General features: G+C 68.2%; 11 protein-coding genes and 2 pseudogenes. 12 read left to right on the top strand and 1 reads right to left on the bottom strand.

Annotated elements, in window-relative coordinates:
- The first annotated feature begins 10 nt into the window (after positions 1-10).
- Positions 11-1,870: an Hsp70 family protein gene (locus ACFPO9_RS06115; protein WP_379769205.1), complete on the top strand. Its 1,860-nt coding sequence runs from the start codon at positions 11-13 to the stop codon at positions 1,868-1,870.
- Positions 1,871-1,877: 7 nt separating this feature from the next.
- Positions 1,878-4,799 carry an Hsp70 family protein gene (locus ACFPO9_RS06110; RefSeq protein ID WP_379768463.1) on the top strand — a complete coding sequence of 974 codons (2,922 nt, stop codon included), beginning with the start codon at positions 1,878-1,880 and terminating at the stop codon, positions 4,797-4,799.
- An 11-nt stretch (positions 4,800-4,810) separates the two neighbouring features.
- Here the strand turns inward: ACFPO9_RS06110 and ACFPO9_RS06105 are convergent.
- Positions 4,811-5,008, bottom strand: a pseudogene (locus ACFPO9_RS06105) (DUF4349 domain-containing protein); the annotation flags it as partial.
- A gap of 194 nt (positions 5,009-5,202) precedes the next feature.
- On the opposite strand from ACFPO9_RS06105, the gene ACFPO9_RS06100 reads away from it, so the two are divergent.
- The 10 genes and pseudogenes from ACFPO9_RS06100 to ACFPO9_RS06055 all read left to right on the top strand — a co-directional run bounded on the left by ACFPO9_RS06100 (position 5,203) and on the right by ACFPO9_RS06055 (position 13,943).
- Positions 5,203-7,404, top strand: coding sequence for a TonB-dependent receptor plug domain-containing protein (locus tag ACFPO9_RS06100; protein ID WP_379768461.1), 2,202 nt, complete (start codon positions 5,203-5,205; stop codon positions 7,402-7,404).
- Between the two features lie 91 nt (positions 7,405-7,495).
- Positions 7,496-8,392 (top strand): hypothetical protein, encoded by an 897-nt coding sequence (locus ACFPO9_RS06095; protein ID WP_379768459.1) that lies wholly within the window; start codon positions 7,496-7,498, stop codon positions 8,390-8,392.
- A gap of 195 nt (positions 8,393-8,587) precedes the next feature.
- Positions 8,588-8,728, top strand: a pseudogene (locus tag ACFPO9_RS06090) (chemotaxis protein CheB); the annotation flags it as partial.
- Positions 8,729-8,818: 90 nt separating this feature from the next.
- Positions 8,819-9,817: an aldo/keto reductase gene (locus tag ACFPO9_RS06085; RefSeq protein ID WP_379768457.1), complete on the top strand. Its 999-nt coding sequence runs from the start codon at positions 8,819-8,821 to the stop codon at positions 9,815-9,817.
- Between the two features lie 48 nt (positions 9,818-9,865).
- On the top strand, positions 9,866-10,213 hold the full coding sequence (locus ACFPO9_RS06080) for a TfoX/Sxy family protein (RefSeq protein WP_379768455.1): 348 nt from the start codon (positions 9,866-9,868) through the stop codon (positions 10,211-10,213).
- An 85-nt stretch (positions 10,214-10,298) separates the two neighbouring features.
- The gene (gene yghU / locus ACFPO9_RS06075) at positions 10,299-11,153 is read left to right on the top strand and encodes a glutathione-dependent disulfide-bond oxidoreductase (RefSeq protein ID WP_379768453.1); all 855 of its coding nucleotides are present in this window, start codon (positions 10,299-10,301) and stop codon (positions 11,151-11,153) included.
- Positions 11,154-11,552: 399 nt separating this feature from the next.
- Positions 11,553-12,230: a PRC-barrel domain-containing protein gene (locus ACFPO9_RS06070; protein WP_379768451.1), complete on the top strand. Its 678-nt coding sequence runs from the start codon at positions 11,553-11,555 to the stop codon at positions 12,228-12,230.
- Positions 12,231-12,327: 97 nt separating this feature from the next.
- Positions 12,328-12,699: a nuclear transport factor 2 family protein gene (locus tag ACFPO9_RS06065; RefSeq protein WP_379768449.1), complete on the top strand. Its 372-nt coding sequence runs from the start codon at positions 12,328-12,330 to the stop codon at positions 12,697-12,699.
- A gap of 27 nt (positions 12,700-12,726) precedes the next feature.
- Positions 12,727-13,575, top strand: a complete 849-nt coding sequence (locus tag ACFPO9_RS06060; protein ID WP_379768447.1) for a helix-turn-helix domain-containing protein — start codon at positions 12,727-12,729, stop codon at positions 13,573-13,575.
- Entirely contained in the window at positions 13,572-13,943 is a 372-nt protein-coding gene (locus ACFPO9_RS06055) for a hypothetical protein (RefSeq protein WP_379768445.1), read from the top strand. The genes ACFPO9_RS06060 and ACFPO9_RS06055 overlap by 4 nt, the downstream gene beginning before the upstream one ends.
- Positions 13,944-14,126: the final 183 nt, after the last annotated feature.

Here is a 14,126-nt window from a genome sequence, read left to right as displayed (position 1 = left end):
TATGGAAACGATGGAAACCGCGCGCTACGCGATCGGCATCGACCTCGGCACCACCCACAGCGCCCTCTCCTACGTCGACCTGCAGGCCAGCGACGGCGAAAAGGCCGACCAGGGCGTGCTGCCGATTCCGCAGCTGAGCGGCCCCGGCACCGTCGAGGCCCTGCCGCTGCTGCCCTCCTTCATGTACCTGCCGCACCCGGACGAACTGGCGCCGGGCGAACTGGCCCTGCCCTGGACCGATGGCCAGGCCGCGCCCGCTTCTTTATCGATCATCGGCGAGATGGCGCGTAGCCGCGGCGCCGGCACCCCGATCCGCCTGGTCTCGTCGGCCAAGAGCTGGCTCTCGCATCCGGGCGTGGACCGCCGCGCCGCGATCCTGCCGCCGGACGCGCCGGAAGAAGTCGACCGCGTCTCGCCGCTCGCCGCATCGACCCGCTACCTCGAGCACATCCGCAATGCCTGGAACGCCGCGCATCCGGAAGCGCCCTTCGACCAGCAGGCCGTCACCGTGACCATCCCGGCCTCCTTCGATCCGGTGGCGCGCGAGCTAACCGCCGAAGCGGCGCGCGACGCCGGCTACAACGCGCCGACCCTGCTCGAAGAACCGCAGGCGGCCCTGTACAGCTGGATCCAGGGCAGCGAAGGCCGCTGGCGCAAGCAGGTCAAGGCCGGCGACATCGTGCTGGTGGTCGACGTCGGCGGCGGCACCAGCGACTTCTCGCTGATCGCCATCCTCGAACGCGAGGGCAACCTGGAACCGCACCGCGTGGCCGTCGGCGACCATATCCTGCTGGGCGGCGACAACATGGACCTCGCACTGGCGCACCTGGTCGCGAGAAAACTGCAGGCCAACGGCACCCAGCTCGACGCCTGGCAGATGCGCGCCCTGACCTACGCCTGCCGCGGCGCCAAGGAGCATTTGCTGGCCGACGCCAACGCCACCACCTGGCCGATTGTGGTGCCGAGCCGCGGCTCGAAGCTGATCGGCGGTTCGATCCGCACCGAATTGACGCGCGACGAAGTCACCGCCTTCATCACCGACGGCTTCTTCCCACGCGTGGAAGCGAGCGCGCGCCCGGCCGTGCGCACGCGCGCCGGCCTGACGCAACTGGGCCTGCCCTACGCGCAGGATGCCGCGGTCACCCGCCACCTGGCCGCCTTCCTGGCGCGCCAGGCCGGCGCCACCGCGGAGCTGGAAGGTTTTAATGGCCAAGTAAACCCGGAGCACAGCTTCCTGCACCCGACCGCGGTGCTGTTCAACGGCGGCGTGTTCAAGTCCGGCATCCTGGCCCAGCGCGTGATGGACACCATCAACGACTGGCTGTACATGGAAGGCGCGGAACCGGCGCGCATGCTGGAAGGCGCAGACCTCGACCTGGCGGTGGCGCGCGGCGCGGCCTATTACGGCCATGCGCGGCGCGGCGGCGGCGTGCGCATCCGCGGCGGCACGGCGCGTTCCTACTACGTCGGCGTGGAATCGTCGATGCCGGCCATCCCCGGCATGGAGCCGCCGATCACCGCCCTGTGCGTGGCGCCCTTCGGCATGGAAGAAGGCAGCGAACTGGAACTGCCGGGTCAGGAATTCGGCCTGGTGGTCGGCGAGCCTGTGCACTTCCGCTTCTTCGGTTCGACCGTGCGCCGCCAGGACCGCATCGGCGAAGTGCTCGAGTTCTGGGGCCCGGACGAGCTGCAGGAACTGAACGAAATCCAGGCCGAGCTGCCCTTTGATGCCCGCACCCCGGGCGACGTGGTACAAGTCAAGCTGCACGCGCTGGCCACCGAGGCGGGCACGCTGGAGCTGATCGCGGTCTCGCGCGAAGGCCAGCGCTGGAAGGTCGAGTTCGACGTCCGCGCCAACGAGCAGCAGTAAAGCGCTCGTGGGCACATCGGCAGCAGCGCCGGCCTGGCTGGTCGGCATCGACCTCGGCACCACCAATACGGTGCTGGCCTACGCGGCGCCGGGCACGCAGCAGGTCGAGACCTTCGCCATCGAGCAGCTGGTGGCGCCCGGCGAAGTGGCGCCGGCGCCGCTGCTGGCATCAAGCCGCTACCACCCGGCCGCCGGCGAACTGCCTGCCGGTGCGCTGCAGCTGCCCTGGGCAGCCACCGACCCAGCCGGCGTTCCGGATGCCGTGGTCGGCCGGCTTGCCCGGCTGCTGGGCGCCTCCACGCCGGGTCGGTTAGTTGCATCTGCCAAGAGCTGGCTGTCCCATCACGGCGTCGACCGCACCGCCCCCATCCTGCCCTGGGGCGCGCCCGAGGAGGTGCCCAAGGTCTCGCCGCTGGCCGCCAGCGCCAGCTACCTCGCCTATCTGCGGGCGGCCTGGAATGCGCGCCACCCTTCACAAGCACTCGAAAACCAGGACCTGGTCCTGACCGTTCCCGCCTCCTTCGACGAAGGCGCGCGCGCCCTGACCCTGGAAGCGGCGCGCCTGGCCGGCCTGCCCTCTCTGCGCCTGCTGGAAGAGCCGCAGGCCGCGCTCTACGACTGGCTGCAGCGCCACCGCGATAGCCTGGCCGGGGAACTCGCGGCCTCGCGCCTGGTGCTGGTGGCCGACGTCGGCGGCGGCACCACCGACTTCAGCCTGGTCAAGGTGGAACTCGAAGACGGCGCCCCCAGGCTGACACGGATCGGCGTCGGCAACCACCTGATCCTCGGTGGCGACAACATGGACCTGGCGCTGGCCCACCTGGTCGAATCGCGCCTGGCCGCGCAGGATCAACAATCGGCGCCGGCACGCTTGTCCGCGGCCCGCCTGGCCCAGCTGACCGAACGCTGCCGCGCGGCCAAGGAACAGCTGCTGGCGCCCGACGCGCCTGACCAGGTCAACGTGACCCTGCTGGGCAGCGGCGCGCGCCTGATCGGCGCCAGCCGCACCATCCCGCTCACGCGCGAGGACATGGCACGCATCGTGCTGGACGGCTTCTTCCCGCTGAACGAAGCACAGGAAGGCGCGAAGCGCGCACGCGCCGGCATCGTCGAATTCGGCCTGCCCTACGCCAGCGATCCTGCCATCACGCGCCACCTGGCCGACTTCCTGCGGCAGCACGCGCAGGCGGCGCGCGAAGCGCTCGGCACCGATGCCGCCATGCCGGTGCCGGACATGCCGGTCCCGGACATGCCGGTCCCGGACATGCCGGTCCCGGACATGCCGGTCCCGGACATGCCGGTCCCGGACACGCTGCTGCTGAACGGCGGCGTCTTCCGCGGCGCCGCGCTGGCGCAGCGCCTGGCCGCCACCTTGTCCGCGTGGCGCGGCGAGCCGGTCCGCGTGCTGCGCAACCTCGACCCCGACGTCGCCGTGGCGCGCGGCGCGGTTGCCTATTCCCTCGCGCGCCAGGGCCTGGCCCCGGCCATCGAGAGCGGCTCCGCGCGCAGCTACTTCCTGCTGCTGGACGACGCCCTGCAGGACGGCCGGCTGAACGCCGTCTGCCTGCTGCCACGCGGCGAAAAGCCCGGCGTCGAAGTGCGCCTGGCGGAACGCAGCTTCGGCCTCAGGCTGGGACGGCCGGTGCGCTTCCACCTGGTCTCGACGACCGCCGATCCGCGGGGCGCGCCGCCGCGGCCGGGCGAGCTGCTCGCGCTGGACCCGGCCGAGGTCGTGCGCCTGCCGGCCATCGCCACCGTGCTGCGCGCGCAAACGGCGGGGACGAAGACCGAGCTGCCGGTGCGGCTGGCGGCCTCGCTGTCCGAGGTCGGCACGCTGGAAGTGCATTGCGTGGCAGAGGATGGCAGCGGCCAGCGCTGGAAACTCGAGTTTCAGTTACGCGGCGCGGAAGGCCAGGCGCACGACGAAGACGCAGGCGATAGCGCCCTGCCGGCCCGCCTCGATGAAGCCCTGCAGCGCATCGACCGCATCTTCGGCAGCCGCAACCAGCAGGTCGAGAGCCGCGAAGTGCGCCAGCTGCGCGGCACGCTCGAACACCTGCTCGGCTCGCGCGAACGCTGGGAGACGCCGCTGCTGCGCCGCCTGTTCGACGCCCTGATGGAGCGCGCCAGGGGCCGGCGCCGCAGCAGCGAACACGAACGGGTCTGGCTCAACCTGGCCGGCTGGTGCCTGCGCCCCGGCTTCGGCCATCCGCTCGACGAATGGCGCATCGAGCAGCTGTGGGCCCTGTTCGAGACCGGCATCCAGTACCACAAGGACAGCCAGGCGCGCGCCGAATGGTGGACCCTGTGGCGGCGCGTGGCCGGCGGCCTGTCGACCGAATCGCAACTGCGCCTGCTCGACGACTTCGCCTTCAACCTGCAGGCCGAACCCGCGGACCGCGCCAAACGCCCGGTCGCCCTGGTCGACGGCAGCGAGGACGACATGCTGCGCCTGGGCGCCTCGCTCGAACGCATCCCCTCCGCCTACAAGGTGGAGATCGGCGACTGGATGCTGCAGCAGATCATGGCGATTCCGCCCTCGCCCAAACCGGACCCGAAGACCGCCGCCACCTACGCCCGCTACCTCTGGGCCCTGGCCCGCGTCGGCGCGCGCCGGTCGCTGCACGCCAGCGCCCACGAAGTCGCGACCATCGCAGCGGCCGAGCGCTGGCTGGAGTGCCTGCTGCAGCTCGACTGGAAGCGCATCGAACCGGCCGGCTTTGCCGCCGCCCACATCGCGCGCAAGACCGGCGACCGCTCGCGCGATATTGGCGAAGCCTTGCGCCAGCAGGTGCTGAACAAGCTGGGCGCCAGCGGCGCGCCCGCCAGCTGGGCGGCCATGGTGCGCGAAGTGGTGGAGCTGGACCAGGCCAGCGCCACGCGCATGTTCGGGGATGCGCTGCCGCCGGGCTTGAAGCTCTTGCGCTGACAGCCGGCTGTCAGTGCTTGTCCGGCGCCGCCCTGGCCCCGCGGCGGCCTGCACGCACCCGCCGCCGCGCGTTCGTGCATGGCCACGGTCAGCAGCTCGGTATCCACCCGCCTGCGCAGCTGCGCCTGCGACGTGGCCGCCTTCTCGATCTGGCTCTGCACCTCGGCGAGCTCGCGGTGCAGCTTGATCAGGGCTTCCGCTTCGAGCACACAGGTACAGCCATCGGTGCATGGCTATCAGCCTGACACGACAGTGGGCAAGCGCCAGCATAGCTGCGCCAGACAATAACTTCTTGTCAATAGCAACTTATGATGCTAACTTGTGGCAATGTTGATAGCCTAATAATCCCAAAAAAAATGCCATGACACCTTTGAAACGCGCACTTACCCTTCCATCGATGCACATGAACGTCCTCGCCGCAGCCGTCGCGGCCACCTTGTCCCTGACGCTGGCCGCCGCTCCGGCGCATGCCCGGCAATCCGCGATCGGCAACAACGATGGCGCGACGAAGGACGGCAAGGAAGCACAGGACAACAAGACCCAGCAGGTGGAGGTGCGCGGCTCGCTCGAGGCCTACGATCCGCGCCGCGATGACACCGCCAGCAAGATCGTGGTCAACCGCGACGAGATCGCCAAGTACGGCGACACCAATCTGCTCGATGTGCTCAAGCGCGTGCCAGGTGTGACGGTGAGCGGCAACGGCGGGCGCGGCAGCGAGGTGCGCATGCGCGGCCTGGGCGCCGGCTACACGCAGATCCTGCTCAACGGCGACAAGACCCCGCCCGGCTTCACCATCGATTCGCTGGCCCCGGACCTGATCGAGCGCATCGAGGTGATGCGCGCCGCCAGCGCCGAGTACTCGACCCAGTCGATCGCCGGCACCATCAACATCGTGCTGAAGAAGACGGTCAAGGCCGGGCAGCGCGAGCTGAAGCTCGGTTATGCGCAGGCCCGCGACTTCATGGGGCCGAACGCCAACCTGCAACTGGCCGACAAGGCGGGCCGGCTGGCCTGGTCGGTCACGGCCAATGTCAGACATGAGCATTATTCGCGCACGGTGCACAACGTCGAGGAGCATGCCGATGCGTCCGGCATCGAAGACGGCCTGCGCCTGGGTCGCCTGCCCGAGAGCGGGCGCATCACCATGCTCAACCTGAGCCCGCGCCTGATCTGGACCCTCGAGAACGGCGACTCGCTGATCTTCCAGACCCTCGCCAACTTCAACCATTTCGAGAACGGCGTCCACACGCTGGTCGATACGGAACTGGGCCCGCCGCCGCCCTATCCGGACCTGGTCCAGACCACAAGCAGCATCCAGAAGCTGCTGCGCCAGGAATTCAACTGGACGCACAAGTACGCATCCGGCGCAAAGCTCGATGCCAAGGTGGTTGCGACCGCCGGCGCCAACCCTATCTCGACATATCGCACTGCCGCCGGTACGGGTGCGAATCCGCTGCGTGAGCTGGTCATGTCGCACAACAGCGTGCACGGCCTGAGCACGATGGGCAAGTTCACCAGCGCCAGCCGGGAAGGCCATGCGCTCGCCTTCGGCTGGGACGGCAGCGAGCTGACCTCACCCGACTCGCGCCGTGTCCGCGACTACGCCCAGTCCGACGTGGTGCCGCCGGGCGGCGACGAGTCCTATGCCGCCAATGTGACGCGACTGGCCGTGTATGGCCAGGATGAGTGGAACGTGACGCCGCAATGGTCGGTCTACCTGGGCGCGCGCTGGGAAGGCGTCCGGACCCGGATCGAGGGCAATACCTTCGCGACCGTGCACAATCGCTCGGCCGTACTGAGCCCCCTGTTCCAGACCCTGTACAAGCTTCCCGATACAAAAGGCGACCAGCTGCGTTTCGCGCTCACCCGCACCTATCGCGTGATCCCCGTGCAAAGGCTGATCCCGCACCGCTTCGACTCGGCCAACAACAGCCAGACCGATCCCGATTCGATCGGCAACCCGAACCTGAAGCCGGAGCTGGCGCTCGGCGTCGACGCCGCCTGGGAGCATTACTGGGCCGAGGGTGCGCTGGTATCGATCAGCGCGTCGGCCCGCGACATCGACAACAACATGCGCAACCAGACCGTGCTCGAAGGCAGCCGCTGGGTGTCGCGCCTCACGAATACGGGCCGTGCGCGCACACACGGGCTCGAGCTCGAGGCCAAGTTCCCGCTGAAGGCCGTGATCGCCACCGCTAGCTCCCTCGACCTGCGCGCCAGCCTGTCGCGCAACTGGTCGAGCGTCGACGGGATCCCCGGACCGAACAACCGCCTGATGGACCAGACACCGCTGTCGGCCACGCTGGGCGCCGACTACAAGCTCGGCGCATTCAGTACCGGCGGCAGCTTCGTCTTCAAGAACGGCGGCGAGGTGCGCCTGTCCGCCAACCAGGTCAGCTACGAGAGCGTGCGCCGCGATCTCGACCTGTACGCGCTGTGGAAGCTGAACCCCAGGAACCAGCTGCGCCTGGCGGCGTCCAACCTGCTCGGCCAGGACTACATCAATGAAACCAGCTACATCGCGGCCGGCGGCGCAACCCAGCGCAGCCGCACCATCTATCCGGGCTCGCCGGTGCTGCGTGCGACCCTCGAGATGAAGTTCTGAGCGGCGCAGATCCACTTGCAAAGCTGGTTGAAAATGCCATACTTATCTGGTCACGCAGCAGTCTTTCCTATATTCAACCAGCGAGAGCCGCATGACCTATCAAAGCCGATATCAGCCACGCAGGCAACAAACGACTGGTGGCAAAATCAAGAACTCCGAGCGGTACGACATTTTCTACGATATCGCCTTCGACGCCATGTTACGCGGCGACTTCCCTTGCATGACGGTGGACACGGGCACGCTGATGCTACGTGTCGTCAACGCCAGCCTGACCATCGAACAGGCGCGCTCGATCCCACCCGGCAGCTCGATGAACGGCAACAACCGTTTCAGCGGCCCGCGCCTCGATGGCCGTAACGGCCAGGGCGCCCTGTATATGGGCACCGTGGGCGGCGTCCTGCGCGAACATGCCCACTACTCGCTGCAATCCTATCCCAGCTCCAAACTCGGCACACCCACGCCAAGCCTGTTCAAGCCCGGCGCACCCGACACCACGCGCGCCTTCATGCAGCAGCAGAAAACCGGCGCCATGCCACACTCGCCGCAACGCTTCCATTTGTTCCGCCTCAAACACCCGCTGCAGTTTGCCGACCTGCGCATGACCGCCCTCGCCCCGCTGTTCCACCGGCTACGCACGAGTGGCGAAGCGCGCAGCCGTTATGGCATGGCCGACAACCTCCCCTTCGACATGCTGATTTCGGCCGCCAGCGACGCCCAGGATTACAGCGCCGCGCGCGGCATTGCCGATGCCGTCTTCGATCGGCGCCACAGCACTGGCCTGGTCGGCGTGTGCGCTGCCTCCTCGCGTGCAGACACCGACAGCGGCCTGGTGTTCGATACCCACGGCGACCCCACGGGCGGCCTCATTTTCGCCATCTTCGACAAGGACGGCGCGCCCATCACCGCGCTGGAGCCGGCAGCTCCGAAGGGCAAACCGAACGACGCCATCTTCGACACCTTCGAGTCCATTGCCGCGGCGGTAGGCTGAGCGCAAGAACGGCAGGGCGCACGCCGCCGCAGCGCTCCCTGCCGGTGGTGTGGTTTATTCGATTCAGCTCTGCAATTTGTAACGCCGCTGCTTACGCTACGGCAACTCTATCTGCAATCATCTGCTCCGTACGGCAACTCAGCCCTTGAATCCTGATCCGCAACCAACGATTACGATCAGAGCGACGCGTCATGCGCCAACGCCGCGGCCCAGGACGAGGAAAGCTGCGTGGTGCATGGCATGCCGAAGGAAGCCGTGAAGCGCGGCGGCGTCGAGAAGAGCGTGCCGCTTTCCGGTATTGGCCGCGAGATCCTGCAGCAGCTGGGACTGCGCTAGCGTCAGCGCATCCCGGCGCAGCCTTTCAATCGTGCGCTCACGCCCGCGGTGTAGCATGCACCGCAGGCGACGAACGAGAAAGGATCCACCGTGAACCAGCGCTATCGACCGATCACGCGCCTGGGCCTGGGCGGCACCGGGCTGGGCGACATGTACCACACCACCCTTGATGCTGCGGCCCACGCGACCGTCGATGCCGCCTGGGAAGCCGGCATCCGCTACTTCGACACCGCGCCGCACTACGGCGCCGGCCTGTCCGAGCATCGTTTCGGCCAGGCCCTGCGCCGCCGTCCGCGCCACGAATACACGCTGTCGACCAAGGTCGGGCGCCTGCTGGCGCCGCACATGCCGGGCGAGATCGAAGCGCCTTTCGTCGGCGCCCTGCCCTTCAAGCGCGTGATCGACTACACGGCCGACGGCGTGCGCCGCTCGGTCGAGGACAGCCTGCAGCGCCTGGCGCTCGGCCATATCGACATCGCCTACGTGCACGACCTTTCGCCCGACATGTTCGGCAAGGACTTCGAGCGCCACTACCGGGTCGCGGCCGGCAAGGGCGGCGCCTTCGAGGGGATGGTGAAGCTGCGCGAAGAAGGCATCATCAAGGCCTGGGGCCTGGGCGTGAACACGGTCGAACCCTGCCTGCGCGCGCTGCGCGACGCCGATCCCGACATTTTCCTGCTGGCCGGGCGCTACACGCTGATGGAAACCACGCCGCTGGCGGAACTGTTCCCGCTGTGCGCCCGGCGCGGCGCCCACGTGGTGCTGGGCGGCCCCTTCAATTCCGGCTTCCTGGCCGGCGGCGACCATTACGATTACCAGCCGGCCAGGCCGGAGCAGCACGCGCACCGCGAACGCCTGCGCCAGGTGGCGGCGCGCCACGGCGTGGACCTGCCGGCGGCGGCGCTGCAGTTCGGCACCGCCCATCCGGTGGTGGCCGCGACCATCCCCGGCGCCAGCAGCCCGGCGCATTTGCGGCGTAATGCGACCCTGATGCACATGGAGATTCCGGCGGCGTTCTGGGAGGAGCTGCGGGCCGAGGGCCTGGTGCCGCTCGATGCGCCGCTGCCGTCGCGGAAGGCTGTTGCCTAGGCGCACCGATCTGCTATTCTCCGGGAATCGATATCCTTGAGAGCAAGCATGGCAACCGAACCGAGCTTCGTCGACTACATCCTGGAAACCGCCCGCTTCGGCGGCCGCCTGACCTACCGAAAAATGTTCGGCGAATACGCGCTCTACCTGGACGAGAAAGTGGTCGCCTTCGCTTGCGACAACAGCCTCTTCATCAAACCGTCGGAAGCCGTGAGCAGGCTGGCGCCGGACCTGCCCAAGGGTCCGCCCTACCCCGGCGCCAAGGATTACCCCATCGCCGACGAACTGCTCGACGATCCGGATGCACTGCGCCGCCTGATCGAGGAAACCGCGGCGCTGATGCCGCTGCCGAAGCCGAAGAAGAAGCCGGCCAAGGCTGTCGCCGCCGCCAGCTGAGCGCACACCGGAGCCGCCTCCGGCAAGCCTGCCGGATTTGCGGCATCATCCTTGTTCTGGATATCACACCAACAAGGAGAAGCCGATGACCAGCAGCTCGAACCCCTTCTCGACCTACGTCCCGCCGCGGGTCTGGTCGCCCGCCACGCCGTCGGGCGGCGCCTTCGCCAACATCAACCGCCCGATCGCCGGCGCCACGCATGAGCAGGAACTGCCGGTCGGCAAGCATCCGCTGCAGCTGTACTCGCTGGGCACGCCCAACGGCCAGAAGGTCACGATCATGCTCGAGGAGCTGCTGGCCGCCGGCCACACGGGCGCGGAATACGATGCCTGGCTCATCAAGATCAACGAGGGGGCGCAGTTCGGCAGCGGCTTCGTCGGCATCAACCCGAACTCGAAGATCCCGGCCCTGGTCGACCATAGCGGCGAAAAACCGGTGCGCGTGTTCGAATCCGGCTCCATCCTGGTCTACTTGGCCGAGAAATTCGGCGCCTTCCTGCCGACCGAGCCGCCGGCCAGGACCGAGACCTTCAACTGGCTGATGTGGCAGATGGGCTCGGCGCCCTTCGTGGGCGGCGGCTTCGGCCACTTCTATGCGTATGCGCCGGAAAAGCTGGAGTACCCGATCAACCGCTACGCGATGGAGACCAAGCGCCAGCTCGACGTGCTGGACCGCCTGCTGGCCGAGCGCCGCTTCGTCGCCGGCGACGAGTACACCATCGCCGACATGGCGATCTGGCCCTGGTACGGCTTGATGGTGATGGGCGAGCTGTACGAGGCCGGCGAGTTCCTGGCGGTGCACAACTACCAGCAGGTGCGGCGCTGGGCCGACGAGGTGGCGCAGCGTCCGGCAGTGATGCGCGGCCGCAAGGTCAACCGCGTGCGCGGCAAGCCCGAGGAACAGGTGGCGGAGCGCCACGACGCGTCCGACCTCGACTGAGTCATTGCCGCCAGTCTAGCTGGCGCGCCCGGGCTGGGGGCGCGGCTAGACTCCGTGGATCGCGCCCAACCGGCGTGGGTATCGCGGGCAATCCCGGAGCAGGCTTAGCGGCGCAGCTGCAGTACTGCCGCGCGCAGGCGCGTGTACAGCGTGAAAGCGCGCGAGCGGGTCGGAATGCGTTGGGCGTGGGGGCCGGCGTAGTTGCAGCGCTGAGTGACGGGCATGTTGATTGTCTCCAATTTCTTATCAGAATAGTCACGCCGCATGGTTCTTTCTGTGCGGCACCTCGCATAAGGAGGGCAGCTTGGCACAATTGATCCTTCTCAAACCCACAAGCACCCTGACTTATACCCTGATCGGGTTATGCCCGATAACCAGCACACCAGGAGGACGGTCACCATGAGCTATTCGGAACGCGACAAATACGGCATGTACAAGGACACCGCCAGCCACGCCGGCCCCGGCCCCTCGCTGATGGGCGCCGATACCCTGCTCGGCGACGGCGTCGTCAATGCCGGCAACGAGGACCTGGGCGACATCAAGGAGATCATGCTCGACATGAACACCGGCCAGGTCGCCTATGTGGTGCTGGCCTTCGGCGGCTTCCTCGGCATGGGCGAAAAGTTGTTCGCCGTGCCCTGGCAGGCCCTGCACCTGGACACCGTCAACAAGCGCTTCGTGCTGGACGTCGAGAAGGCGCGCCTGAAAAACGCGCCCGGCTTCAACAAGGACGCCTGGCCCAACATGGCCGACGAGCAGTGGGCGCACGCGGTCCACAGCTTCTACGGCACCGACCCGAACCGCAGCGGCGGGCCCAGCATGGGTCCCGACGTGGCGGCGCGGGGCATGCCGGGCGGCGCCGGTTCGATGTCCGGGATGGGCGCGGGCATGGGCGGACTGGGCGCCGGCCATGCGGGCGGGACGGCTGCCACGGGCGCGGGCGTGGCCTCGGGCGTGGGCGGCGGCGCCGGCGCGGGGGATCTCGGTTCGGGCAGCGGCATCAGCACCGATCCGCGCGCCGGGAACCAGGGGGATGACAAGGACTTGAGCAAGATCCGCGGCAGTAATATCGGCTGACACGCCGCCGCGCGGTGATTACCTGGGACGTAATCGCCGCGCGGCGCGTGGCCCGGCACACTGGTCTCCATCGACTCACCACGCACCGGAGACCAGCATGAACCACGCAGCCAGCCACGCCACCATCATCGCCGACCGCTACCTCGCCGTCTGGAACGAACGCGACGACATCACCCGGCGCGCCCGCATCGCCCAGCTGTTCGCGGCCGGCGCCACCTATGCCGACCCGATGATGCGCGGCACCGGCATCGAAGGCATCGACAGCATGATCGCCGCCGCCCAGCGCCAGTTCCCAGGCCACCGCTTCGCCCTGCACGGCACGCCGGATGGACACAATGACGTGGTGCGCTTCGCATGGACGCTCGCGCCCGACGGACCCGGCGCGCCGGTCGCGAAGGGCAGCGACGTCGCCTACGTGGATGCTCACGGCCGCCTGCTCAAGGTCACCGGCTTCCTCGACGCGGCCTGAGCTATCATCATCGCCGGGAGGATGCGCATGGACGACATCGACGGCCGCGCCGGCGGCGGCGCCGGCTATTTCAAGGACTTCGCCTCCGCGCTGCGCTACTGGCGCACGCGGCGCGGCATCAGCCAGCTGCGGCTGTCGACCGACAGCGGGGTCTCGCAGCGCCACCTGAGCTTCCTGGAAAGCGGCCGCTCGCAACCGAGCCGCGACCTGATCCTGAAGCTCGGCATCGCGCTCGACGTGCCGCTTCGCCAGCGCAACGCGATGCTGCTGGCGGCCGGCTTCGCGCCAGCCTATCAGGAGCGCAAGCTGTCCGACCCGGAACTGGCGAGCGTGATGCAGGCCCTCGAATTCATGCTGCGCCAGCAGGCGCCCTTCCCGGCGCTGGTGGTGGACCGCCTGTGGAACCTGGTGATGTTCAACGAGCCGGCGGCCGGCATGATGAAGTGGCTGCTCGCGATGCCCAGCGAGGCCGCGATCCCGCGCGACGGCTCGATCAACGTGCTGCGCCTGATGCTCGGCCCCGACGGCCTGCGTCCGCGCCTCCTGAACTGGGAAGCCGTGTGCGCCGACAGCCTGCTGTGGATACAGCGCGAAGCCATGGCCGACGGCCCGGGCAGCGAGGCGACCGCGCTGCTGGCCGAGCTGTCCGCCCTGCCCGGCATGCCCGCCATCGGCCACCTGCCCGACCTGGAGCGGCGCGCACTGCCCTTCCTGCCGCTGCGGATCGCGCACGAAGGCGTGCGCCTGAACCTGTTCACCACCATCACCACGCTCGGCACGCCGCACGACGTGACGGTGCACGAGCTGCGGCTGGAGTCTTTCTTCCCGGCCGATGCGGCGTCGGCTGACTGGTTCCGTGAAAGGTTCGCACGATGAAGACGCCGCTGCGCATCTGGATCGCCGGGATGGCGGCCGCGCTGCTCCAGCCGCTGATCTACGCCGCGGCGCACGCCCACTATTTTCTATCCGTGCTGGAAGCGCCGACGGTGGCCACGGTTCTCGCGATGCAGTTCGCCTTTGCGGCCGTCTGCGTGTTCGTAGTCGGCGTGCCGCTTTTCCTGCTGCTGCGCCGCACCGGGCGCCTGGGCTGGGCCGTGGTCGCGATCGGCGGGCTTGCCATCGGCGCGCTACCGGCATGGATAGGCGCTGGGGAGGGTGTACTGGCTGCCGGCTTGAAGGGACTGGCTGGCGCCCTGGTATTCCACGCGGTCTGGCGCCGGCTCGGCCACGTGCGGCCCGGGTGACGGGCCATGCCACGGACATGGCGTGATATTGCCGAGATTCATGGAGCAAAAATAAAACCGGCGCTTTTCTACTATTGCGCCGAAAAGAGCGCATAGTAGCTTCTTTCAGCAGGATCTTCATCGATTCCCTGCCACTTCGGGCAAGCTCGGACGCCCACCTCCAGACCGCCGGATGCCATCCCA

Source organism: Massilia aerilata (assembly GCF_042656905.1).
Lineage (GTDB): Bacteria > Pseudomonadota > Gammaproteobacteria > Burkholderiales > Burkholderiaceae_D > Telluria > Telluria aerilata.
This window is presented reverse-complemented; position numbering and strand designations above follow the sequence as displayed.

Bases quoted from the DNA above. Each gene is read 5' to 3' on its own strand.
- ACFPO9_RS06115 (WP_379769205.1), top strand. From the start codon at position 11: ATGGAAACCGCGCGCTACGCGATCGGCATCGACCTCGGCACCACCCAC.
- ACFPO9_RS06100 (WP_379768461.1), top strand. From the start codon at position 5,203: ATGAACGTCCTCGCCGCAGCCGTCGCGGCCACCTTGTCCCTGACGCTG.
- ACFPO9_RS06095 (WP_379768459.1), top strand. From the start codon at position 7,496: ATGACCTATCAAAGCCGATATCAGCCACGCAGGCAACAAACGACTGGT.
- ACFPO9_RS06080 (WP_379768455.1), top strand. From the start codon at position 9,866: ATGGCAACCGAACCGAGCTTCGTCGACTACATCCTGGAAACCGCCCGC.
- yghU (WP_379768453.1), top strand. From the start codon at position 10,299: ATGACCAGCAGCTCGAACCCCTTCTCGACCTACGTCCCGCCGCGGGTC.
- ACFPO9_RS06070 (WP_379768451.1), top strand. From the start codon at position 11,553: ATGAGCTATTCGGAACGCGACAAATACGGCATGTACAAGGACACCGCC.
- ACFPO9_RS06065 (WP_379768449.1), top strand. From the start codon at position 12,328: ATGAACCACGCAGCCAGCCACGCCACCATCATCGCCGACCGCTACCTC.
- ACFPO9_RS06060 (WP_379768447.1), top strand. From the start codon at position 12,727: ATGGACGACATCGACGGCCGCGCCGGCGGCGGCGCCGGCTATTTCAAG.
- ACFPO9_RS06055 (WP_379768445.1), top strand. From the start codon at position 13,572: ATGAAGACGCCGCTGCGCATCTGGATCGCCGGGATGGCGGCCGCGCTG.